This window comes from Clostridium beijerinckii (assembly GCA_003129525.1).
GTDB lineage: Bacteria > Bacillota > Clostridia > Clostridiales > Clostridiaceae > Clostridium > Clostridium beijerinckii_D.
The window spans coordinates 2,998,769-3,021,951 of the sequence record CP029329.1 but is presented as its reverse complement, the minus strand read 5'-3'; the positions used below and the strand labels follow the sequence as shown (position 1 = coordinate 3,021,951).

Genomic DNA, 23,183 nt, shown 5'->3' with positions numbered 1-23,183 from the left:
TCTTAAGGATAAATTTTTATTTAGATTTTGCTGTCTTATATCTATGTGATTAATATTATTTTTTCTTTAAATTTTTCTAAACTTTTAGTTCTAACTACAATCTTAATTAAATAACTTGTAATACTTCTACTCCCAGCTTAGAGTTTGTTTCAATAGCTTTAATAGTGTTATCTATATGGATAAATATCTCTTTTGATAATTTCTCAGCTTGTAAATATAAGTCTTTTGCTTTTGCTTGATTATTTACATTAACTGCATCAATCATCTTTATACCAATACTATGTAATTCATGATGCACTTTATCAATGGTTGTCCACTCCTTAACTACATCAGGATGAGTTATATTAATAGAATGATAAAAATGCCCAAAAACACATTTTTTTGAATTGGTTTGAATAGGATAAGTTTTCATTTCATCTACAATTCGCTTTAAATTTATCATCCAATTGTTATGGCTTTCTTTAGCCTTTGAGAGATTGCTTAACAACTCCTCATTAGTTATGGCATTAATTCCACCATTTAGAGATGATATCATCTCTCTTACAATATCACTAAGCTCATCATCAATTTGGGATATTTGTTTTGCATTTTTAGCACTTTGAGTAGCATCAGCATGAATTTCTTGTGTCATATAGTTTAACTTTTCTGCATCTTTAGCAGATGACTCCATAGCTAAATTTATTTGTTTTGTTGCTTCTTTTATATCTCCCATTGACTCTGACATTTCATCAACGTCTTTAATTGTCTCTTTCAAAAGTGATACATTTTCTTCGATTGTATCATTTATTGAATCCAACTTTGAATTCATATTGTTAGTGGATTTAATTGTATTCTCCATACTTTCTCTCCCACCGGTGGCCGCTTTATGTATATTGTTCACAAAAACTCTCATATCATCTAAGTTTGTTTTAGTACTATCTGCTAATTTTCTAATTTCATCAGCCACAACCGCAAAACCCTTACCGAACTCACCTGCCCGTGCAGCTTCAATAGATGCATTTAAAGCTAACAAATTTGTTTGCTCTGCTATTTCTTCAACTCCATTTACTATTTCATTTACTTTAACAGCCATATCAACTAGCTGTTTTATTTGTACATTCATTGTAGTTATATCTTCTATAACATTTCCTTTTAATATCTTAACCTCATTTAATTGAAATATACTTTCATCATTTTTTTCAACTAAAGCCTTTGAGTCTAGAGCTAGCTGATTCATTGTTTCTGAAGTATGACTTATCGAATTATTTACTTGATCCATACTTGCAGTAATTTCTTCTACTATGGCAAGATTAGATTCACTTACCATTGACATATCCTTTGCAAAATCAATTAGTTTATTAGCCGAATATGTTGTTTTAACATCAAAGTCACTTAATGAAGCAGTAGTATTCAACATTCTTTTAGAATCCATTGACATTTTCTTTTCACTTTCTAAAAGTCTATCAAAGTGTTTAAACAATGTTTTATGAATAGGATAATCTACCTTAGGGTTTTCAACTATTTTCCCATTAAGTCTATCTTCAACATTTTTAATTATACAAACTGCTTCATGACAAGGGGCTTTTTTAAAAAATTTCATCATAACTATTCCTCCTGTTTTAATACGATAAATATATTTAGAAATATTCAATTTTAAAATTTATACTATTTCTATTTAAGTATATAAATATTAGCATTATAATTCAATATTTATAAATACTAATTGGATATGTAGGCTACAACTTTTGCATTACCTACTATTGGATATCCTACTGACAATTTAAGAAAGAAACCTTTAGTTAAATATAAATTTAGTTACCTTAATTATAGATACGATTTTTACTTATATAGCTTCTTTGCATATAAACATCATCAAATCAACTTTGTAATCTTATCTTTTTCAATTATATATTCTAAATGTAGAGCTCTAGTTAATGAAACATATAATAATCTTTGATCTAATGTATTCTCTTTATAATTTTCTTCACTTGGATTTAGTATTATAGTGCAATCAAATTCTAATCCTTTTGTTAAATATGAAGGGATTACTATTAACTCTTCATCTAATTTGTTCTCTTTACCTTCTATTAATTCAAAAGCATACATGCTTTTCTTCTTTAGAATTTTATGTATTTTTGATGCTTCTGAGCTATCCTTTGTTATTACGGCTATAGTACGTTTTCCATCTTCTTTTACATTACTTATGATTTCTTCTATTGTAGCACAATATTCTTCATCATCTTTGATTTTCATTATTTGAGGTTTTGTGCCATGTCTTAGAACTGGTTTAGCATCCTTAAGTCCTAAATTTTGAGAATTTAATGTCTTTTTAGCAAAATCTATTATTTCAACAGTAGATCTATAACTTTGGGTCAATTGAATATAAGTTGCATTACCTCCAAAAACTTGTTCTGTTATATCTTCCCACGTTTTTAGTCCTTTATAATAATAAATTCCCTGAGCTAAATCTCCTACTAATGTTAATGCATTACCTTTAGCAAATCTATTAACCAAATAAACTTGAAATGGGCTGTAATCTTGAGCCTCATCTACTATAATATATTTAAACTCTTCTTTTTCATCTACTCCATCAAGTAAAATTCTTATGTATGCAAGAGCTGCTAAATCATCCTCATCAATTATATTACTTTCATAGTTACTATTAAATTCTTCCTTCATATATTGTGCTAAAACTTTCGGTATTTTGTTGTTAGTAGCTAAATCAAATAAATCCTCATCATTATAGAAATTATAATAAATATCTCTTGAGTTTACTTCTTTCCAGTCTTTGAAATAAGCATTAAATTCTTTTTTACTATTCTTCTTTACCTCATCCTTTATTTTGTCTCTTTCCTCATATAGCTTTATAAGAGATTTTCTTCTTTCCTCACAATCTTCATATTTATTTCTAATTTCACTTATTTGCTTTTCCCATTCTTTATCTATTTGTAATAATAAAGTTTCAATGCTTCCTTTTATTTTTAAATTGAAATACTTCTTTATCTCATTTTTTCTCTTATTAATAGGATAAGATTTTAAGTCTTTAAGATATAATCTCTTTATTTCATTTTTACCAAATAATATTTGATTACAAACTTTAATATCTTTTATATCAAGGTTTTTCATTTCAACTAATGAAATATACCTATCAATCATTATTTTAAATAATATTGTTCCTTTAACCTTACTAGAATTTACTATTAATTTTTTCTTATGTTCATCTTTCTCTTCTATTATTTTTAATAATTTTTCATCTTTATTATATATTTTCCCTTTTAATTTTAGCTTTGACAATACCATTTCTTCAAAAGTACTTTGATTAACTTCTTCAGCTCCAAGACTAGGTAAAATATCTGAAATATAATTTAAAAATAATTTATTAGGAGCCAAAACTAAAATTTCATCTCCACTCATTGTTTCCTTATATACATATATGAGATATGCCAATCTATGTAATGCTATTGTAGTTTTTCCCGAACCTGCTGAGCCTTGCACTATTATAGGTAAATTTTTAGGCCATCTTATTATCTCATTTTGTTCCTTTTGAATTGTGGCAACAACTTCTTTTAATTTTTTCCCTCTATTTTCTTCAAGGTTTATTTTTAGAAATTCATCAACTAAATTATTTCCCTCTTCTTGATTTATAATAATATCGTTTATTCCTTCATCAAATAACCGTTCTATATCTCCATCCTTATATAGAAATTTTCTTTTTAATTCTAGTTTTCCTTCAATTATTCCAGCTGGTGCCGTGTAATATGAATCTCCGCCTGTTCCGCTATAGTAAAGATCAGCAACAGGTGCTCTCCAATCAACAACTATTTCCTCTCCATCCTTACTATTACTTATGCCTTTTTTACCAATGTATATACTCTCAGTAAATCTTGTGCGCTCTCTAAAATCTACTCTACCAAAATAAGGCTCATTTAATGACTCCTCATATTTCTCAATATCTTGAGATACATACTTAAATATATTTTCAATGGTTTGCTTTTCTTCGCTATAACTTCCTTTTGCTTCTTTGCTTAAAAGTCTAACCTTTTTTTCTATTTCCTCAATGCTTTTCTTTTTTTCATATAATTCTGTTTCTATTACTTTTTTCTTTTCTGCTAATATTTTTCTTTCTTGTTTCAAATTCTCATCCATATTAATATTTATATAATGAACATTTAGAAAATTTCATTATACGCTCCTCTCCTAAAAATCACTTACAATTTTACTTACTTAAAGCCCTTATTATACCACAATATAGACATTTAAAACATTTTCATTTCTTTTATAATAAAAAACATATTCATTGGGAAATATATTTAAGGAGGTGAATGCTATGATAGTAAAAGATATAATGTCAAAAGATATAGTAAGTCTAAACTCAGAGGATTCTATTGAGAGGGCAGCTCAGTTGATGAATCAGTTTGATATAGGTTCAATACCTGTATGCAATCAGGAAAAATTAGTTGGAATAGTTACAGACAGAGATATTACATTAAAATCCGTAGCAGCAGGTGTGAATACAAATCAACAAAAAATAAGGGATATCATGACTTCAAATCCTGTTACTGGAAGCCCTGATATGGATATTCATGATGCAGCAAAAATAATGAGCGAACAACAAATAAGAAGACTGCCTATTATTCAAAATAATAATCTTGTTGGAATAGTTTCTCTTGGAGATATTTCATTAGAACCTAACCTTCAAGATAATGCAGAAGAAGCTCTTAAAAACATTTCAGAACCTGGAAAAAGCCACATATAGTTATCATATCAATATAAAAAAGTGAGCTGTTCAAAATAGAGATTAAATTTCTATTTTGCAACAGCTCCTTTTAAGTTATGTGGTTACGCCTATTCTCTAATATTAAATTCCTAAATTATAAGTATTATAAGACTTAATCTATAATGTATTTTAGTAATCCCTATGTGATATTGCATTATAAAATCATATCTAAAAAATACTTATACTTTTCCCAATAACTTTTGAATTTCCACTTCTGTCAAGAATCTATACTGACCTTTTTTAAGTGATTCATCTAACATTAATCCTCCAATGGAAATCCTCTTTAAATATACAACATAACAGCCTACTGCCTTTAACATACGCTTCACTTGGTGCTTACGTCCCTCTGAAATAGTAAGATATCCAGATACAACGGGCTGGTTATAATGATTTGAATCTATATTGTTCAAATTCTCAATATCAATTTCATGTTTAAACTCTTTATACATCCCACATCTTTGCACTTCTATTTTTGCAGGTTTCGTTAGTATTTCACCTTTTCCAATGTAAATTCCTTGCTCTAATTGCTTCCTATCATCTTCGTCCAAAGAACCCAAAGCCCAAAAAAAGTAAGTTTTTTCAACATGCTTTTGTGGGTACATTAATTGGTGTTCAAATTCACCATCGTTGGTAAAAAGCAATAATCCTTCTGTATCCTTGTCTAGTCTTCCAACATGAAATACTCCATTCATTTTAATATCATCAAAAAAATCAAATACTGTTTTATGAGCTTTATCTTTTCTTGCAGTAATGTAACCAGCAGGTTTATTAAACATATAATATACTTTTCCAGTATAAACAACTGGTTTACCAAGATACTCAATAACATCAGAACTTTCATTAATTTCTATTGCCGGTTCTGTTATCATGTCTCCATTTACCTTTACCATACCTTCTTCAATATAAGTCCTAACCTTTTTTCTTGTTCCAACAGATGATTCTGCTAAAAATTTATCTAATCTCATATCTTATCACTTCTCTTTCTTTGGTAAACAGATTTCTTTAAGATTTAATATCTAATAATTAAAAACTGAAACATTTAAATAAATTGGAGTTATTTCTTATTTTTCAATTTATATTCCGCTTTTTTTATATTTTCATCAACTCTAAATTTAACTATCTTACTAATTAATTCATAAGGGATTGGTTTTTCTATAGGAAATTGTACTGATCCTTTTGCTCCTTTAAATTCCGACAATTCATCTTTAAATGCATCAATTCCACTAGGAGTTGGATAAAATCCTATATGATTTTTATAAGCAGCAAAATGAACCAAATTCCCATGCAACACAAAAGTAGGCATTTGATAACTTATTTTTTCTTCTGCATCTGGTGCAGACTCTTTTATAACTTTTCTTAACATTTCAAGTATTTCTTGAACGTCGAGAGAAAATTTAAAAATATATTCATCAATTGACTTTGAAGTAACTTTGTTTTCTTCCATAATTTCTCCTTTCATAAGCCCTTTTAGCAACCTTAATAACCAATATTCGGAAATTAAGTAAATAGTTTTGCCGTGGGACATTGATTATTCACCATTCTCTACCTGGATCGTCAGCCATATTATTAATAGTGCCTTTAGGGTATAAAACAGAATAGTGATCTAATTGAGGATTGCTATTACTTTTTGTAGGTTCTTTAAATACAAATAAAAGTTTATATTCATTTCCTGATGCATAGCCTATGATTTCTTCACCGTTGTATTTTACATCATGAGCAGGAGTTCCAAAATAATCTTTTATCATAGAAAGAGAAATTTGTTTTAATTGACTATCAAATGATCTAACTTCGAAAATTTGATCACCTTTGTTAGAGCCAAAAACTACATTATACTTTGAATAAGTGACATAATTCCCCTTAGCATTTGATATCCAATCTGATTTATCTGCTTTCCCCCACTTTTTCTCTATATCTTGTAAGTTTGTAGACTTAACTGGAAAATCGCAATTAATAATTTTCCCTTCTCCTGCTAAATGCTTAATATTATCAATAATTATTTTTTGTGAATTATTTTCAGAACTTGTTATTCCATTATCTTTAGTTGGTGAAGAGTTATTAGTAGATGAATCTTGCTCATCATTGACTTCATTCTTACTTTCACTGTTATTTGATGTATCACTTGAAGGTTTAGTTGTACTTGAACATCCTACTATTACAGTTAGAAATAAAGCTATAAAAATGATTATAATTGATTTCTTATTAGTTAATAAACTCATATTCTTTCTTTAGAGAGAGCATATCTACATACCTCACTCCAAATACTTACTTCCTTTCTTTACTATTTTTCCTTGTGACTTGACTCCATAAATATAGTCTTATTATATCATGATATTTAGTGAGTACCGTATTATTTAATTCTCAGATAGCATAATCCATTAAAATTAATAATTATCTAAATATTTCACGCATTAATAAACCTATTTTTTCAAATAATACTTCTGTAATTAAATTTTATTTCTTTTAATTTAATTATGTTCTTACTTAGGATATTAAATACTATGAATAAATTTAAAAATTAAAATTATTATGTTAGGAGTGATTGCTATGAATAAAGAAAAAATGCCTTATAATTCAACTCCAGGAGATTATGACACAGATAAATTAACTGATATCCATTCATCAAAATCAGACCCTTCTTCTTATGCTAGAAATATAAGTCAGGCTACTAGTAATGTTTCAACTTCAAAAGATAGTTATAATTTAAGTGACATAAGCATTAAAAATGAAAATAGTTCAGATACTACTGAAAGAATACCTACACTAATAAAATATTCTGATATGAATAAAGAAGATGATGAATTTGAAAAGAAAGGGGAAATATAAAATCAGAAAATTTTAAATGTAATAATTAAAATAAAAGGCTATTTAAAACAAAGACTTTACCGCAGTGAAATCTTTAGTTTTAAATAGTCTACGATTAGTTCTCTCTGTAATATTTAAGGTGAATGTTAAAACAGCCAATGAGAAGAAGTGCTCTAGTACTTTATTTCGGAATGAGACTGATAATTTTATCATCAGTTATATCAGGGTTCCCTCTGCCATCCCTATTACTTGTTGTCAGATAGAGTGATCCATCTTTCCCCTGAATAACCTCACGCAAACGTCCATACTCATTCTTAAGATATGATTCTACATTCTTAACTACCGTTCCATTTCCATTAAGCGAGATAACAAGTAATTGCTGTCCACGTAAATTAGTAACGAGTAATTTTCCTTGCCATGGTCCTTGTTTTGCGAAGGTTATACCAGAGGGCGCCCATGTTTCTTCTCTACTGTGTATCAATGGCTTTTGTACCATAACTTCCGTAGATTCTTCATTTCCTTGAACTAAAGGCCAGCCATAATTGCCTCCAGGCTTAATTATGTTTATCTCATCATGTGCTGATTGTCCATGCTCTGATTCATACAATACGTTTTTTGAATTCCACGTTAAGCCTTGAGGATTTCTGTGACCTAAGCTATAAACAAGTGAATTAGTAATTGGATTGTCTTTAGGAACCTTTCCATCTAATTCTATTCGGAGTATTTTTCCAGCAGTACTTGTTGGGTCTTGTGCTAATACAGAATTACCTGCATCTCCCGTTGTTATATATAATTTCTGATCCGGGCCTATCTTTAACCTTCCACCATTATGAATTCGTCCACCAGGGATTTTATCCAAAATAATTCGATCAATGGATGCCTTATTATTGTTTTCAACTAATCTTACAACACGGTTATAAATTTGATTACCTTCTCCATATGAATTCATAACATATATATAATGGTTTTGTAAATAATTTTGATCTAGAGCAATACCCATAAGTCCTCCTTCCCCTGACTTACAAAGGGTGCAGATAATGTGATTAATGGCTGTGGATTAAGTTTACCATCTTCAATAATTCTAATTACTCCAGATCGTTCTGTAAAATACAGTTTACCTTCATCACTCATATCTATGGCCCAAGGTACATATAGATTTTCAGCGATAACTTTAATTTCGTAAGGAAATTGCCTTGATGTTATTGCTTTTACTTTGTTCTTTCCTAAATCACGGCCACGAAATATCATATTAGATAAAATATTGAAAGTTATTTTTTTCATACTGTTATCCTCCAAACTTAATTGAATACACTTATAAATTTTTTCACTTTTTATCTTATTATTTATCTAATTACAATATTATTCGTATAAGAGTTTAATTATTCAGCTTTACTATCAATGAAAGAACCTTGGAATTTCAGTTGCATAAACCCAAGGCCTCATTCTTATTTATCTTTCATTACTCGCTCTAAGCCCCCACTTTAAATACAATAGTATATATAAATTATCCTCCGTCTTTAAAAATTCTCTTTTAAAAAATACACAGCCTTTGTTTCTTCTGTCTTTGAGTCATAAATTACAGATATGAATGCATCTTCTTTATATTTAAAATGTATATCCCCATTTTCATCGCTTACAGGATTTCCAAACACTTTTTTGAATTTATCAACGTTATCTCCAATTTTTACACCATTCAAATCAATATCTGTTCTTTGAGTAAATATCTGACTTACCGATGCATTTTGTTCTTGATCAAACCAAACTCTTATACCAGCTTTTTTAAACTCTAATCCACCTTCGTCCACAGAAGTTGGTTCCTCATTCAAGTTGCTTAGAAGTTTTTCTTTACTTAACCCTAATAAACTTATATATTGCAAATAACTGTTCTTCTTATTATTATCTTTTGATTCATTTAAATTTTCGTTGTTTTCTGTGCCTGATATTTTTGTAGTATCTTGTTCTGATATATTTGAGGTATTACTACTTATAAGCTGTTTTTCAATAATTTCATCTTTTCTAGTACTAGTAACATTTAGGCTTAAACATCCTACTGCCAAAATAGCTATAAATAAGGCTGCTACACTCATCCATTTAATTGATGTTTTTTTAAATATAGTTATCATAATTATTCTCCTTTTATTATACTTACTTGCAAAACCAACAGTTCCAGAAATCCAATGTCGTTCTGAAATCACTTTCATCATGTTGATAATAGTATGTCCATATTTTTTGTTCTCTTCAGAACTTAATACAGTTAACACAGTTGCATCACAAGAAATTTCACAATCCTGTTTCATTTTATAAATTGAATACCATATTATAGGATTAAACCAATAAACCGCTTGTATTAGCATACAAACAACATTTACTATCAAGTCCCTTCTCTTGATATGCGCTAATTCATGCATAAATACATACTTAATTTCTTCTTCTGACAGGCTCTTTATAATTTCTGGAGAAATCAATATTTTCGGTTGTATTACTCCGTACAACATAGGTGATTTAAGAAGTCCATAATACACAATTGATACTTTAAAATTGATTTTAAGTCTTGATTTACATTGTTCGAGAATTCTAATAATATCCTGTTCATCACATTTAGGATACTTTTTTAATCTCAACAACAATAATATATTGATGGAAATAATATATAACAGAATTCCAGAAGTGCCTATTAGCCACACCAAAGTCAATGTTTCAAAATTAAATCCGAATTCTTTAATTTTATATGCTGAATTATTATTACTATCTTCTAAATTTAAATTGGTATTAGTGCTATTTGTATTTGATATTTGAATGCTTGATAAGTTTTGCTCTGCTATATAAAGTATATTACTCTGTTGATATTTTGGGATAAAATTAAGCAAGCTTAATGGACTTTCCACACTTAAGGGAATTAAAAGTCTAAGTACAAGTAAAAACCAGATATAATAATGAAACTTTGCGCTGAGCTTTTGCCTTAAAATGCTTTTTACTAACAATATCCCTATAGCTAATATACTACCCATTATAGATACTAATATAATGTGTTCAAATAGTTTTAATATATTAATATATAGTCACCTGCCTCTTTTTTTAACTTTTTTCATCTAACATCTTTTTTAATTCTTCGATTTCTTTTTGTGAGATTTTATCGTCATTTATAAAATTCACAACCATATTGTAAAAAGATCCTTCATATATTTTTTGGATAAAGGACACTGTCTCTTCCTTCACACATTCCTCCTTTACCACTAATGGATAAAACTGATGCTGACCAAAACTTTTATCAACGCCAAGTACCTCCTTTTTAACTAATCTGCTAATAAGGGAATGAATAGTTTTAGGGCTCCAATTAATGTCAGTATTTAAAGCTTCAATTATCTTAGTAGTAGTTAATGGAGATTGTGCCCACAGTACCCTCATTACAATCCACTCAGCATCTGATATTTTACAATTGTTTCTTTTCAAAATTACAACTCCTTCCTACAAATGTAGTCTATATATATAGACTACATTTGTAGGAAGGAGTTGTCAAGGAGTTTATTCATAAAAATATAATCCAGAATTTGAACATATATTATTCTATAGTTTTCTGATATACTAGCTAATTAAGAATAACTTGTTTCATTCAACTGCACTAATACAAATAATCTATCTTTTATTGTGAATATCCTTTTCTGTTTTAGAAGGAATGTACTCTATTGATGAAAAATCTATTACATACTTATTAGAGAATGGTCTATATTTACATATTTGTTTTTTAACTGAATTAGTTTTTCTATTGATGGATATGGATATTCAAAGGATAAAGCTTTGTCAATAGACTCGCATGCTTCCTTAATATTACATGTTTTTATTTGTGCATCTGCTAGATAATACCAATAAATAGTTGAATCCTTTTCTTCTAATACCTTTTTATAATAATCGGCTACTTTTTCAAAATAATAAGGATATACATCTAATGATAACTCAAGCTTGTTATCTGACCATCTATATATTTCTAGCCTATAAGCTTCTCCTGTATTATGAATCCAAAGAGCTAATTCATATGTTCCATTTTTCTCTTGTGTACTTTCAATATCATCAACATCTATCACGCTAAAGTACTTATTTCCATTAATTAAATCTATTAATTTTGAATCTATTAATTCGTAAACACTAAGATCTGACCATATTGCTCCAACTTGCCAACCTACTACTAAGTTATTTTTGTATTTACTAGTAATTGGAGCAACTTCAAAGTCGGTTATATTATAACCCTTTCCTTTGACTGTATCTAGCACATGCCAAGCATTGCCATAGTATTTTAACATAATAATATAAATTTCACCTTGCCAGTAATAAGCACCAACTAATTCTAATATGTTATCTCCATCAAGGTCTATAAGCTCTACTGCTGTTTTTTTTAATTCTGTCCCAAATAAGACAATTTTAGATGTAGGTGGTAAAAACATTTTTATTGTATCCAATAAATCATTGTCAGACCACATATTATAGCCTCTCTTTATTTTTATTCTGAAATTAGTATATGTAGGCATTTTTAATATGTGTATCATATGTCTGTAGTTTATCTCCACTAAAATCCTAAAATTTCAAATAAGAAATTACTGTCATTTTTATCAGTAAGCTTATTTAAGTTTAAAATTATTTAACAGTCCTCATCCTTACCATCATACTTCCACCCATTATCATCATGATAAATCATGAGCTTTGTCATACCACCATCAACATTAATGTTTTCTCCATTCATAAAACTATTCTCCTCATCACATAAAAACATAGCCACTCTTGCGATATCTCTTGGATCTCCTACTCTTCCTGATGAATGTTGAAATATATCACCTTTGCTATAAATGGGTACATACTTTTCATCATAATAGGCACCTGTATCAATCCATCCTGGGCTTATTGAATTTACCCTCACCTTATTAGAAAGACTTACTGAAAGACCATGTGTGAGAGCTAAGATTCCACCTTTGGCTGCTGTATAACTTTCCGTATCAGCTTGAGACATATGAGCTCTAGTAGATGAAATGTTTACAATAGAACCATTATCATTAAAATTACTAATAAATAATTGAGTTAACATATACGGTGCAGTGACTCCAACTTTGAGAACGTAATTAAAATCTTCATAAGAACATTTGGAAAGAATTCCTTTTTTACTTATGCACGCATTATTAATAAGATAATCGATTTTTCCATATTCCCTTATTACCATGTTTGAAAAATCATATAAAGTCTTTTCTTCAGAAATATCTCCCAAGAAAAATAAAGCTTCTCCACCGGTTTCTTTAATATATTCTAAATTTTCCTCTCCTGCTTTTTTATCATTATCAATAAAAATAACTTTTGCACCACTTTTTGCATATTCACGTGTCAAGCATCTGCCAATACCTAATGCCCCACCTGTAATTACACAAACTTTATTATTAAAATTCATACTTATCTTTAGTGTAAGAGTATATTATAAATCACAAGTATCAAACTCACACTAAAGTTCACCTGCCTCTCTATATTCTAATATGGTAAAATTCTAAATCATATTTATTCTATAGAATTTTACCATATATATTCTTCTCCATATATATTCTTCAGAATATGCACTAAAAAAAGTACGCACCTATGAAAAAGGCACGAAGCGCAATCAAAAACTTATTAATCAGAATTAAGAATTTTTAAACATAAAAAATTCGAAGCTTCTATTCATTAATATTACATAGTGGAGGTTAAGTTATTATTGCATTATAAGTTTCTTACATAGGTTGCAAAATTTTAAGCTTTTCATAAGCTTTTTGAGTATAAGGTATTGGTACTCCAACATCTATTCCCATGCGGCATAGATCTCCACAGAATAACTCAAGCTCAAATTTCATTTTATCTTCCAGAATTCCCTTTACTTTAACATCATAATAGGAGTCTGTTACATTAAATGCACAATTAAACACATACTTATTCCATCATAAAAGATTTTTTACATACTGATTTAGAAAATAAAACTCTTATAGAGATTCCTTTAGAATTTCCTATTCCTCCTAGATATATTGGTGTTATTTATAAAAACTCATCCAATCTATCTATAGCAACAAAAACCCTTATAGATTTTTTAAGGGAATAATGTATACTAACTTATTATTTTTTGAATATTCCTAAATTTAGATTTGCCAAAAATATTGAGTCAAAGACGTGATATCTATTAATATGTTATTCTTTGTGTCTTTTAAAAATACTGTATAATTGCACGTTTATTGTAATAAACTTAAAATAAATATAAATTACTACAAGGAGGTATATACATGTCATTTAAAGAGATTGAAATTAAAAATTTGAATATGAATCCATTCACACTTATTGGTGATGAATGGTTGTTAATCACTGCTGGTACTGAAGGGAAATTTAATACTATGACTGCAAGTTGGGGTGGGTTGGGAGTCTTTTGGGGCAAAAACTCAGCTACAATATACATTAGACCAAGTCGCTATACAAAACAATTTATAGATTCAAATGACACATTTACATTATCATTTTTTAAAGAAGATTATAAAAAATCTTTAGGTATTTGTGGAAGTGTTTCCGGAAGAGATGTAAATAAAGTGGAGAAAGCAAACCTAACTCCTATTTTCAATGAAGAGAATACTTATTTTGATGAAGCAAAAATGGTTTTTGTATGCAAAAAGATGTACCATACCGATGTTAAATCGGAAAATTTTGATACCCCTGAGTATGATGCAACGATGTATCCTGATAAAGATTATCATACAATTTATATCAGTGAAATATTAAAAGTATTAGTAAAAGAATAATTATAATAATTTTTTAATGCTTATCTTAATAGTAATTTATTTAAGATAAGCTTTTATTTAACCTATTTTGTTGTTTTATAAAATTCCACACTTTCCTAGACATAAAAAAATGAGTGTTTGCATAACACAAAAACTCATCTGTAATACTATATATTTTTGTTTTGATTGTTAATTCTTGGTGTGTATCCTTTTATAATCAATGTTGACCAATCAGTGTTTGAATTTTCTACCCAATCACATTGAACATCAAGAAATTTAAGCCATGCATTAAGTCCATGACTTTTTTTAGATACATTTGGTGATTTTCTTCCGTGTATTTCTTTTATCTTTTCTAATAAGTCTAATTGATCTTCTTTACCTAATTCCTTATCTAATAATCCAGTTATAAGTTCTATACATTCTGGATAAACTGCTGCATCACCTAGATATAGCTCATCTGCATATACTTGTCTTTCCTTATTTAATAAATCACTAACTTCGTTAATTTCATCTTTATTGGATAAGTATTGTTTAACTCTTCTTAAAGCTTCAATATCATTATCTAACTTATTTATTGTTTTTTCTAAACCTTCAAATCTCATTTATGGTTCTCACTTTACATATTTATTTAGTCATTAATTACTTAATGAATATTAATTTATTATAGCACTATTTTGACTATACTGCTATAAATGTATGAAAATCATCACGTAAAATTTATATGCTGTTTAAAAATCCTATTTTTTGAATATTATTCGTGTTTTATGACAATCATAAATAACAAAAATGTAATTGAAAGGAAAGGAAAAATGAAAAATAAATTGCTAATATCATTACTTATTATAATCACATCATATTTAACATACTCTCTATTTTTCAACATACCAGAAATAAATGATAATTCATCTAAAAATGGTAGTATTTTTTTAGATAACACGCAAACTAGGCAGAAGCCCTATATAATTAAAGAAAATTCATCTAATGTCATAGACAATAATACTAAAAATAGTGATACCTATGCTATATCTAATAATATTTCTAATGCTATAAATACAGAGAAGAAAACTATCACTATATCAATTTTTTTAAATAATTTGAAATGTACTAATTATATATTAAAATCAGGCGAAACGTTAACTCAAGTTGCTAGAAAATATGAAAATACATGTAATTTGAATACTAGCCTTAAACTTATAAAATCTATTAATAAAATAAATGATGTAGATAATATAAATAGTGGCTTTACGCTTTTCATTCCTGAATCTATTATTACAACTGGAACTATGCACCTTGTAACAACTGGTGATACTTGGTATAGTATATGTCAAAAATATTATAATACATATGATGTAAATTCTATAACTAAAATTTTAGTATATATTAATGACTTACCAAACAATGATTTATCTTTAGGAGAATCAATATTTTTACCATTAATATAGCTCAAGCTATTATTGATGGTAAAATATATTATGATATTAAATTATTAGTCCTTCACTTTCATATATATAATCTAAATTTTTAAATTTCATTTAGCATATTTTATCCTACATATACTCCTTGAAATTATAAAAATACTTAAAATAATCAATTATTTTAAGTATTTTTATAATTTAATATAACATTTTGTTTTTTACTTCATCTTAAATTTAAGTCCATCATAAAGACACATTAAATATTCAACATTAACATCATTATCTATTAACTTATCCATTCTACTCTTTATCATTTCCATTGTATCTTTTGCCTGTCTAAAATCCTTATCTTTAATGCAGGTATTTGCATACGTCAATAAATAATCTATTTTCAAAACATCTTCTGCTAAATCTCCCCTATTTTCATTTACTAGTTTTACTAATAAATAATATACTTTAGGATGAGTTGTGTTCTTAGTTTCTTTTAGTATATCTGTATTTCTACTGGTTTTCTTTGCCATAAGTTTTAAACACCTCATTTCAAAGACGATTATATCACAAAAATTATATGTTTTAAAAGCCTAATTTATGAAGCGTTTATTAATAAACCTCACAAAAGTTGTACAACATAGATGCTGTACCTCTAAGCCTAATCCACAGATTTAAAAGAGATACTTTTTATTAAAAGAAATAAGAAATAGTATATCAATTATGTAACATATAGTTGATATACTATTTATAAATAATTTATATATTTTATTCTTGACTAGCTAATCCTTTATAAATATCTAATCTCTCCATTGCATCTTTTTCAGTTTTTTCAAATAATGCATCTGCTTCTTCTGGGAATGCTTTAGCAAGTGATGCATATCGTACTTCTCCCATTAAGAAGTCTTTGAAATTGCTCTTTGGTTCTTTAGAATCCAATGTAAATGGATTTTTTTGTCCTTTTAGTGCAGGATTATATCTATAAAGTTGCCAATATCCACATTCAACAGCCTTTTTCTCTTCTTCTTGAGAATTAGACATCCCTACTTTAATTCCATGGCTGATACATGTAGAGTAAGCTATTATTAGTGATGGTCCATCATATGCTTCTGCTTCTGCTATAGCCTTAAGAGTTTGATTTTTATCTGCTCCCATGGAAATTTGAGCAACATACACATATCCATAAGTCATTGCCATTCTCCCTAGATCCTTTTTCTTAGTTCTCTTACCAGATGCAGCAAATTTTGCTATTGCAGCTGTTGGAGTAGATTTTGAAGATTGACCACCTGTATTGGAATAAATTTCTGTATCAAATACTAATATATTTACATTTTCATTACTTGCAAGTACATGATCAAGACCGCCATATCCAATATCATAAGCCCAACCATCACCACCAAATATCCATTGTGATCTCTTAACAAAGAATTCTTTATCTTTTAAAATCTCTTTAGCCCATTCACTATTATCATTTTCAAGAACTTCTATTAATCTCTTTGCTCTATCTCTAGTACCATCTCCACTATCTTTATGATCTAACCAATCTTTTAGAACCTCCTTGGTATTTTCCGGAATATCGTTTTCAATGGCAAGTGAAATATTATGAGCTACTCTTTCTCTTATAGTTTTTACGCCTAAATACATTCCATATCCAAATTCAGCATTATCTTCAAATAATGAATTAGCCCATGCTGGTCCATGACCTTGTTGATTAATTGTGTATGCACTTGCTGGTGTACTCGCAGCCCAAATTGAAGAACATCCTGTAGCATTTGCAATCATCATTCTATCTCCAAATAACTGAGTTACAAGTCTTGCATATGGTGTTTCACCACACCCTGCACAAGCACCATTATATTCAAGTAATGGTCTTTCAAATTGACTTCCTTTAAGAGTATTTTTATTTAATGGATTTTTAGCCATTACCTTTTCAATTGTATAATTCCAAGCTTCTATTTGTTCGTGTTGACTATCTTGTGATTTCATAACTAACGCTTTACCTGGTGCTGGACATATTTGTGCACAATTTCCACATCCAGTACAATCAAGTGGAGTAACTCCAATTGAAAAATATAAATTTTCATCACTCTTAAGACCTTTAGGCGCAAGTGTCTTTACACTTTCTGGAGCTTTAGCTTTTTCTTCATCGTTTAATAAAAATGCTCTAATTGTAGCATGTGGACATACAAATGCACATTGATTACATTGTATACAATTTTCTGGTATCCATTCTGGAACATTTACAGCTATTCCTCTCTTTTCATATGCTGTAGTTCCATGCATAAATGTACCGTCTTGCATTCCTGCATTAATAAATGTTGAAACTGGCATAGAATCTCCTTCTAGCCTATTCATTGGTTTTACAATTTCTTTTACAAACTCTGGATAATCTTCGTTGTGTTCAAGCTTATCATCTTCAGCAGTACTCCAATCAACTGGAACTTTAATTTTAACTATTCCTTGTGTGCCTGAATCTATGGCTTGATGATTCATATTAACAATCTTTTCACCTTTTTTACCATATGATGAAACAACTGCTTCTTTTAAATACTTAACAGCATCTTCTACTGGAATTATATTGGCTATCTTAAAGAATGCAGCTTGCATTATCATATTTATTCTTCCACCAAGTCCAACATCTTGAGCTATTTTAACAGCATTTATTGTATAAAATTCTATATCATTTACTGCAATATATCTCTTCATTGATGCTGGCAACCTTTCAGTTAACTCTTCCGGTGTCCAAATTGTATTTAATAAGAACTTAGAATTCTTTTTTAAGCCTCTAAGTACATGATACTTGTAAACATATGATTGATTATGACATGCAATAAAATCTGCTCTGTCAATTAAATAACGTGATTTTATTAATGTAGTACCAAATCTTAAATGTGAAACTGTTATACCACCAGATTTTTTTGAATCATAATCAAAGTATCCTTGAGCATACATATCTGTGTGATCTCCAATAATCTTAATGGCACTTTTATTTGCTCCAACAGTACCATCTGATCCAAGTCCCCAGAACTTACATGATGTAATTCCTTTTGGTGTTGCATCAATATCATCAAGTGGTCTAAGTGAAGTATTTGTGACATCATCAATTATTCCTATTGTGAAATTATTCTTTGGCTCAGCTAATATTAAATTATCAAAAACAGCAGCTATATGAACTGGAGTTGGGTCTTTTGAACCAAGGCCAAATCTTCCTCCCACAATAACAGGTGCATTTTGTTTTCCAAAGAAAGATCTTACTATGTCTAAGTATAATGGTTCTCCAATGGAGCCTGGTTCTTTTGTTTTATCTAAAACAGCAATTTTTTGTACAGTTTTAGGAATAACCTTTAATAATTTTTCCATAGAAAAAGGTCTATACAGTCTTACTTTAACTAGGCCTACTTTTTGCTTATTTCCATTTAAGTAGTCAACAGTTTCTTCTACAACATCATTTACAGAACCCATAGAAATAATAATTCTATCTGCATCAGGTGCTCCATAATAATCAAAACAATGATATTCTCTACCTGTTAGCTTTGTGATTTTACTCATATATTCTTCAACAATTTCTGGAATATCATCATAATATTTATTTACAGCTTCCCTTGTTTGGAAATAAATATCTGGGTTTTGTGCAGTTCCCCTTGTAACAGGATGATCTGGATTTAATGCTCTTTTTCTAAAATCATCAATAGCTTTGTAATCTACTAGTTTAGCAAGTTCTTCTTGTTCAATTACTTCTATTTTTTGTATTTCATGTGAAGTTCTAAATCCATCGAAGAAATTCATAAATGGCATTCTTGATTTTAATGTTGCTAAATGTGCAACTCCACTTAAATCCATGACTTCTTGAACAGATGCTTCTGCAAGTATTGCAAATCCAGTTTGCCTTGCAGCCATAACATCTTGATGGTCTCCAAATATATTTAATGATGACGTTGTAAGTGCACGAGCTGCCACATGTATAACACATGGAAGTAGTTCTCCTGCTATCTTATACATGTTAGGTATCATAAGTAATAATCCTTGTGATGCCGTATAAGTACTTGTAAGTGCACCTGCTTGAAGGGATCCATGAAGTGCACCTGCAGCTCCAGCTTCTGATTGCATTTCAACAACTTTTACTGGTTGACCAAAAATGTTTTTCTTACCTTGTGAAACCCATTCATCAACGTGTTCTGCCATTGGAGATGAAGGGGTTATTGGGAAAATCACTGCTACTTCTGTGAATGCATAAGATATATATGCAGCAGCCGTATTACCATCCATAGTTTTCATTTTTCTCATCATATTTACCTCATTATCTTTCTTATCTAAAATATTTTGGCTTATTATTTTTGCATTAATATTATTCACTATATGTATCTTAGTTATTCATCTCTTCCTAAATAACTAAGATATATTATCTTAAAATATCATTCATATGTATTTTTTCACTTTTTTAATTTAATCAACTTTCTATATTTTTAAAGTAATGTCTTTCTACTAGTTTATTTACAATTTTATTTCTAATATTATCTATTTAACTAATTTAGAGAATAAAAATGAACGTAATATTTATTCTAAATAAATAGAACAAACATTACGTTCATCTTTCTAACATTTTATTTAATTATATTTTGTTTCTAATCTCTCTAATATATATATGTTTTCTTCTTTTACATTAGAATTGGTATTTTCAAATTCAAAACATTCATTGTCTATATTTTTTAAACTATCTTCATTTAATTCCCTCTGTGCGAATTTATATATAACTTTATCCTCTTTGTCAATATGCCTTTCTAATAAATGTGTATAAGAAATAGCATTTGAAATTACATCTAATATAGCTTCTTTGTTGCCACTTTGATAATTTTCCAAGGCTTCTTCAAGGCTCTTTATATAAAATCTTCCAAGGTCATGTTCTACGAGCATCCCATGTTTTATAACTTTTTCTGCTGTTTCTCCTATTTCATCTACCATTTTATTAAAAAGCATTACTTCTTCCTTTTTATGATGATGTGAATCTGCAAAGTTTCTAATAAAACCTATCATTGAATTAAAATCTTCATAATTTATATCTTCACCTTCAACTACTTTAAAACATGCTTTTCTTACAACAACTAACATACGCTTAATATACTTATGTTCTTCCATCATTAAATCTATAGTATTCATATTTTTCCTCCTACTTATAAAAGTATTTTATAAATAAATTCCATTAAACCAACATATTTTTATGCACTTTTCTTATTATTTATTCAATTTTTATATTTATATTTTTTCATTTTCTTATTATTGCTTTTATACTGTCTTCTCTTTCAATGTATTCGAAATTTGAATTAATTTCACTTACAAAAGATTTTATCCATAAGTCTCTTAATTTATAAAAGTAACCAACATCTCCTTGTTCCTTATTCCATATATGTTCATGAACACAAACTCGTCTCTTCCACTCTACTATATTTTCTTCTGATGTAATGACTTCATTAACTCTATCGCATGGCATTCCATCTAATATATAATCATTTATACTATTAAATATATCTACAGCTGTTGTAATTTCATTACCATTTTGTTTTACTTCTTGAGCTGCTTTTATTCCTTGATTAGTGTAAACATTCTCCATTTTTAAAGTAGCTTTACTATTGTTGTTAAGAACTTTAGTTGTCCATGCAGCCATTCTTCCTTCAGCAGAATTTATTTTTTCTTGTAGCCATCCATGAATATTAGTTGTATCAATCATTTCCTCTAATGGAAGTTTTGGAGTTTGTTCTCCATATTTATCATTAATCTCCTTTGACAAATTATCTATATCTAATCCTTCATTTTTTCCTAGAGCAATTATTTCATTTTCTAATCCTTCAAACCATAAAATTTTATTAAATAACCAATAATGTACTTTTCCTAAATATAAACTCATTGTATCTCCTCCTAATTTAAAATCTATTAAAATATTGTTGTTAAACCATTTATTAAAAATAACTATTATTTATGTTATATAAAATACTTTAAAATATTCTAAATCTTTTTGACGTTTTTCTGGCGAATAGAATATTTAAGCTTTCTTCTTAGTATCTTATTTCTATACTAAAATCATACTATACTTATTCTTATATTTATGTATCATATGTTACATAAATATAAGATGTAATTAAAATTAATTCTCGCTTTTTAAATACTTTTTTATACAAATAAATCTTTTTTTATTTATTTGTATAATATATTAAGTTCTCGTCAATAATATTTAATGAATAAGTTCCCCTTATTCCCAATATTTAAGAAAATAGGTAGTATTAAATTACTACCTATAATTATTTATATAAATTAATGACTTCTTGTGCATGTCTTACATCCACTATATTTAATAACAAACGATCAACCTTTTCATTTCTAAGTATTTATATAATAGTAATTATTATTATTAATATTTTTCTTAATATCTTCATTATAAATTTTCATCCTCTTTTTTTATTTGACATTATTATCATCATAAATAAAGATATCTATACTAGTGGACTACCTATTTATAACTATGTATCAGAATTTTAAATTGTAAAAAAGATAATCATTATTATAATTATCTAATGATTTTAAAAGAAATAAAAAATGAGGTAGATTATACATTAAAGTGTAACCTACCTCTAAAAATAATTATTGAGCCTGCAAAAATCTCTCATAGTTCTCTATTTTATCCTCTCTGTTGGTCTTTTTTATCCAATCATTGTATTTTAAAATAGCTTCTTCTACAGTTTCTAATTTTAATTTATTGTTGTTTTTTCTTTTCATTTCTACATACATGTTAATTTTAATTATATTTCCCATTATTCTCACTTCCTTTTACTTTAATATAATACAATTGAGTTCTTGTGATTTTAGTACTAAAAAAATTACAATTTTATGACTATAGTAAACCTTATCATTTTTGTGTTTACTAAATTTATTTCTTAATCAATATTATGGACATTAATTATCATTTCTAATCTAAAATAAAATAAAATTAAACATAAATTCTAGTATATCTATATAATTTTTCTTATGCTATCTCTTCTATACTTAATAATCTTGGTTTGTTATCTTCTTGAATTTTAATGTATACTCTAGCCATTTTCATTTGCAGATTTTCTATTATTGTTTTTACTTTACATATAAAATAATAATCTCCCATGCCATTAGTAAATACTTCTATAGCATTAAATTTCCATCCTTTTATACCATCTACGGCTCTGTTTAATATTTTTTTATCTTTTTTTGTAATTTTTTTTACAACTTCTAATTCTTCATTTTCTTTTACCATGATATTAAACACCTCTTTAATTAATATACTATCATTGAGTTTTGTCATTTGTATGTCAATTATGATAACCTTTACTTAATATATTATCATAAAAAAAATAACGTGTACAGGAAGTTAATTCCATCCCCTCTAAACTATTTAATTAATATGCAATTCAGCCACATATAATAAAGATGCACCTCTAA

At 28.1% G+C, this 23,183-nt stretch carries 19 protein-coding genes and 3 pseudogenes; 5 read left to right on the top strand and 17 right to left on the bottom strand.

Annotated features, from left to right (window positions below; genetic code table 11):
• Positions 1-106 precede the first annotated feature (106 nt).
• Positions 107-1,579, bottom strand: coding sequence for a chemotaxis protein (locus DIC82_13330; GenBank protein AWK53090.1), 1,473 nt, complete (start codon positions 1,577-1,579; stop codon positions 107-109).
• Between the two features lie 272 nt (positions 1,580-1,851).
• On the bottom strand, positions 1,852-4,125 hold the full coding sequence (locus tag DIC82_13325; GenBank protein AWK51936.1) for an AAA family ATPase: 2,274 nt from the start codon (positions 4,123-4,125) through the stop codon (positions 1,852-1,854).
• A 181-nt stretch (positions 4,126-4,306) separates the two neighbouring features.
• On the opposite strand from DIC82_13325, the gene DIC82_13320 reads away from it, so the two are divergent.
• Positions 4,307-4,735, top strand: a complete 429-nt coding sequence (locus tag DIC82_13320; GenBank protein ID AWK51935.1) for a CBS domain-containing protein — start codon at positions 4,307-4,309, stop codon at positions 4,733-4,735.
• A 200-nt stretch (positions 4,736-4,935) separates the two neighbouring features.
• Here DIC82_13320 and DIC82_13315 read toward each other — a convergent pair whose 3' ends face one another.
• From DIC82_13315 to DIC82_13305, 3 genes are all read right to left on the bottom strand, one after another.
• Positions 4,936-5,721: an rRNA pseudouridine synthase gene (locus DIC82_13315; protein AWK51934.1), complete on the bottom strand. Its 786-nt coding sequence runs from the start codon at positions 5,719-5,721 to the stop codon at positions 4,936-4,938.
• Between the two features lie 89 nt (positions 5,722-5,810).
• A complete protein-coding gene (locus DIC82_13310) occupies positions 5,811-6,200 on the bottom strand; it encodes a hypothetical protein (protein ID AWK51933.1) in 390 nt (129 codons plus the stop codon).
• Between the two features lie 88 nt (positions 6,201-6,288).
• On the bottom strand, positions 6,289-6,972 hold the full coding sequence (locus DIC82_13305; GenBank protein ID AWK51932.1) for a hypothetical protein: 684 nt from the start codon (positions 6,970-6,972) through the stop codon (positions 6,289-6,291).
• Positions 6,973-7,300: 328 nt separating this feature from the next.
• Here DIC82_13305 and DIC82_13300 point away from each other — a divergent pair, with 328 nt between their 5' ends.
• On the top strand, positions 7,301-7,579 hold the full coding sequence (locus DIC82_13300; protein ID AWK51931.1) for a hypothetical protein: 279 nt from the start codon (positions 7,301-7,303) through the stop codon (positions 7,577-7,579).
• Positions 7,580-7,739: 160 nt separating this feature from the next.
• Here DIC82_13300 and DIC82_13295 read toward each other — a convergent pair.
• The 6 genes and pseudogenes from DIC82_13295 to DIC82_13270 all read right to left on the bottom strand — a co-directional run bounded on the left by DIC82_13295 (position 7,740) and on the right by DIC82_13270 (position 13,500).
• Positions 7,740-8,839, bottom strand: a pseudogene (locus tag DIC82_13295) (glucose sorbosone dehydrogenase).
• A 236-nt stretch (positions 8,840-9,075) separates the two neighbouring features.
• Positions 9,076-10,566, bottom strand: a complete 1,491-nt coding sequence (locus tag DIC82_13290; GenBank protein AWK51930.1) for a hypothetical protein — start codon at positions 10,564-10,566, stop codon at positions 9,076-9,078.
• 67 nt (positions 10,567-10,633) lie between these two features.
• A complete protein-coding gene (locus DIC82_13285) occupies positions 10,634-11,008 on the bottom strand; it encodes a CopY/TcrY family copper transport repressor (protein ID AWK51929.1) in 375 nt (124 codons plus the stop codon).
• A gap of 248 nt (positions 11,009-11,256) precedes the next feature.
• Positions 11,257-12,030, bottom strand: coding sequence for a hypothetical protein (locus tag DIC82_13280; GenBank protein ID AWK51928.1), 774 nt, complete (start codon positions 12,028-12,030; stop codon positions 11,257-11,259).
• Positions 12,031-12,188: 158 nt separating this feature from the next.
• Positions 12,189-12,983 (bottom strand): short-chain dehydrogenase, encoded by a 795-nt coding sequence (locus tag DIC82_13275; GenBank protein AWK51927.1) that lies wholly within the window; start codon positions 12,981-12,983, stop codon positions 12,189-12,191.
• 313 nt (positions 12,984-13,296) lie between these two features.
• Positions 13,297-13,500: pseudogene (locus DIC82_13270) on the bottom strand (2-dehydropantoate 2-reductase).
• Between DIC82_13270 and DIC82_13265 the strand changes: the two are divergent.
• A pseudogene (locus DIC82_13265) lies at positions 13,497-13,658 on the top strand (LysR family transcriptional regulator). The pseudogenes DIC82_13270 and DIC82_13265 overlap by 4 nt on opposite strands.
• A gap of 178 nt (positions 13,659-13,836) precedes the next feature.
• Positions 13,837-14,343: a flavin reductase gene (locus tag DIC82_13260; protein AWK51926.1), complete on the top strand. Its 507-nt coding sequence runs from the start codon at positions 13,837-13,839 to the stop codon at positions 14,341-14,343.
• Positions 14,344-14,489: 146 nt separating this feature from the next.
• Here DIC82_13260 and DIC82_13255 read toward each other — a convergent pair whose 3' ends face one another.
• A complete protein-coding gene (locus DIC82_13255) occupies positions 14,490-14,924 on the bottom strand; it encodes a hypothetical protein (protein ID AWK51925.1) in 435 nt (144 codons plus the stop codon).
• Between the two features lie 90 nt (positions 14,925-15,014).
• Between DIC82_13255 and DIC82_13250 the strand changes: the two genes are divergently transcribed.
• A complete protein-coding gene (locus DIC82_13250; GenBank protein AWK51924.1) occupies positions 15,015-15,764 on the top strand; it encodes a hypothetical protein in 750 nt (249 codons plus the stop codon).
• A gap of 191 nt (positions 15,765-15,955) precedes the next feature.
• Here DIC82_13250 and DIC82_13245 read toward each other — a convergent pair whose 3' ends face one another.
• The 5 genes from DIC82_13245 to DIC82_13225 all read right to left on the bottom strand — a co-directional run bounded on the left by DIC82_13245 (position 15,956) and on the right by DIC82_13225 (position 22,998).
• Positions 15,956-16,258, bottom strand: a complete 303-nt coding sequence (locus tag DIC82_13245) for a hypothetical protein (protein AWK51923.1) — start codon at positions 16,256-16,258, stop codon at positions 15,956-15,958.
• Between the two features lie 235 nt (positions 16,259-16,493).
• A complete protein-coding gene (nifJ, locus tag DIC82_13240) occupies positions 16,494-20,009 on the bottom strand; it encodes a pyruvate:ferredoxin (flavodoxin) oxidoreductase (protein ID AWK53089.1) in 3,516 nt (1,171 codons plus the stop codon).
• Positions 20,010-20,330: 321 nt separating this feature from the next.
• On the bottom strand, positions 20,331-20,879 hold the full coding sequence (locus DIC82_13235) for a hemerythrin (protein AWK51922.1): 549 nt from the start codon (positions 20,877-20,879) through the stop codon (positions 20,331-20,333).
• A gap of 106 nt (positions 20,880-20,985) precedes the next feature.
• Positions 20,986-21,624, bottom strand: a complete 639-nt coding sequence (locus DIC82_13230; protein AWK51921.1) for a hypothetical protein — start codon at positions 21,622-21,624, stop codon at positions 20,986-20,988.
• Between the two features lie 1,113 nt (positions 21,625-22,737).
• Positions 22,738-22,998 (bottom strand): hypothetical protein, encoded by a 261-nt coding sequence (locus DIC82_13225; GenBank protein AWK51920.1) that lies wholly within the window; start codon positions 22,996-22,998, stop codon positions 22,738-22,740.
• Between the last annotated feature and the right edge of the window lie 185 nt (positions 22,999-23,183).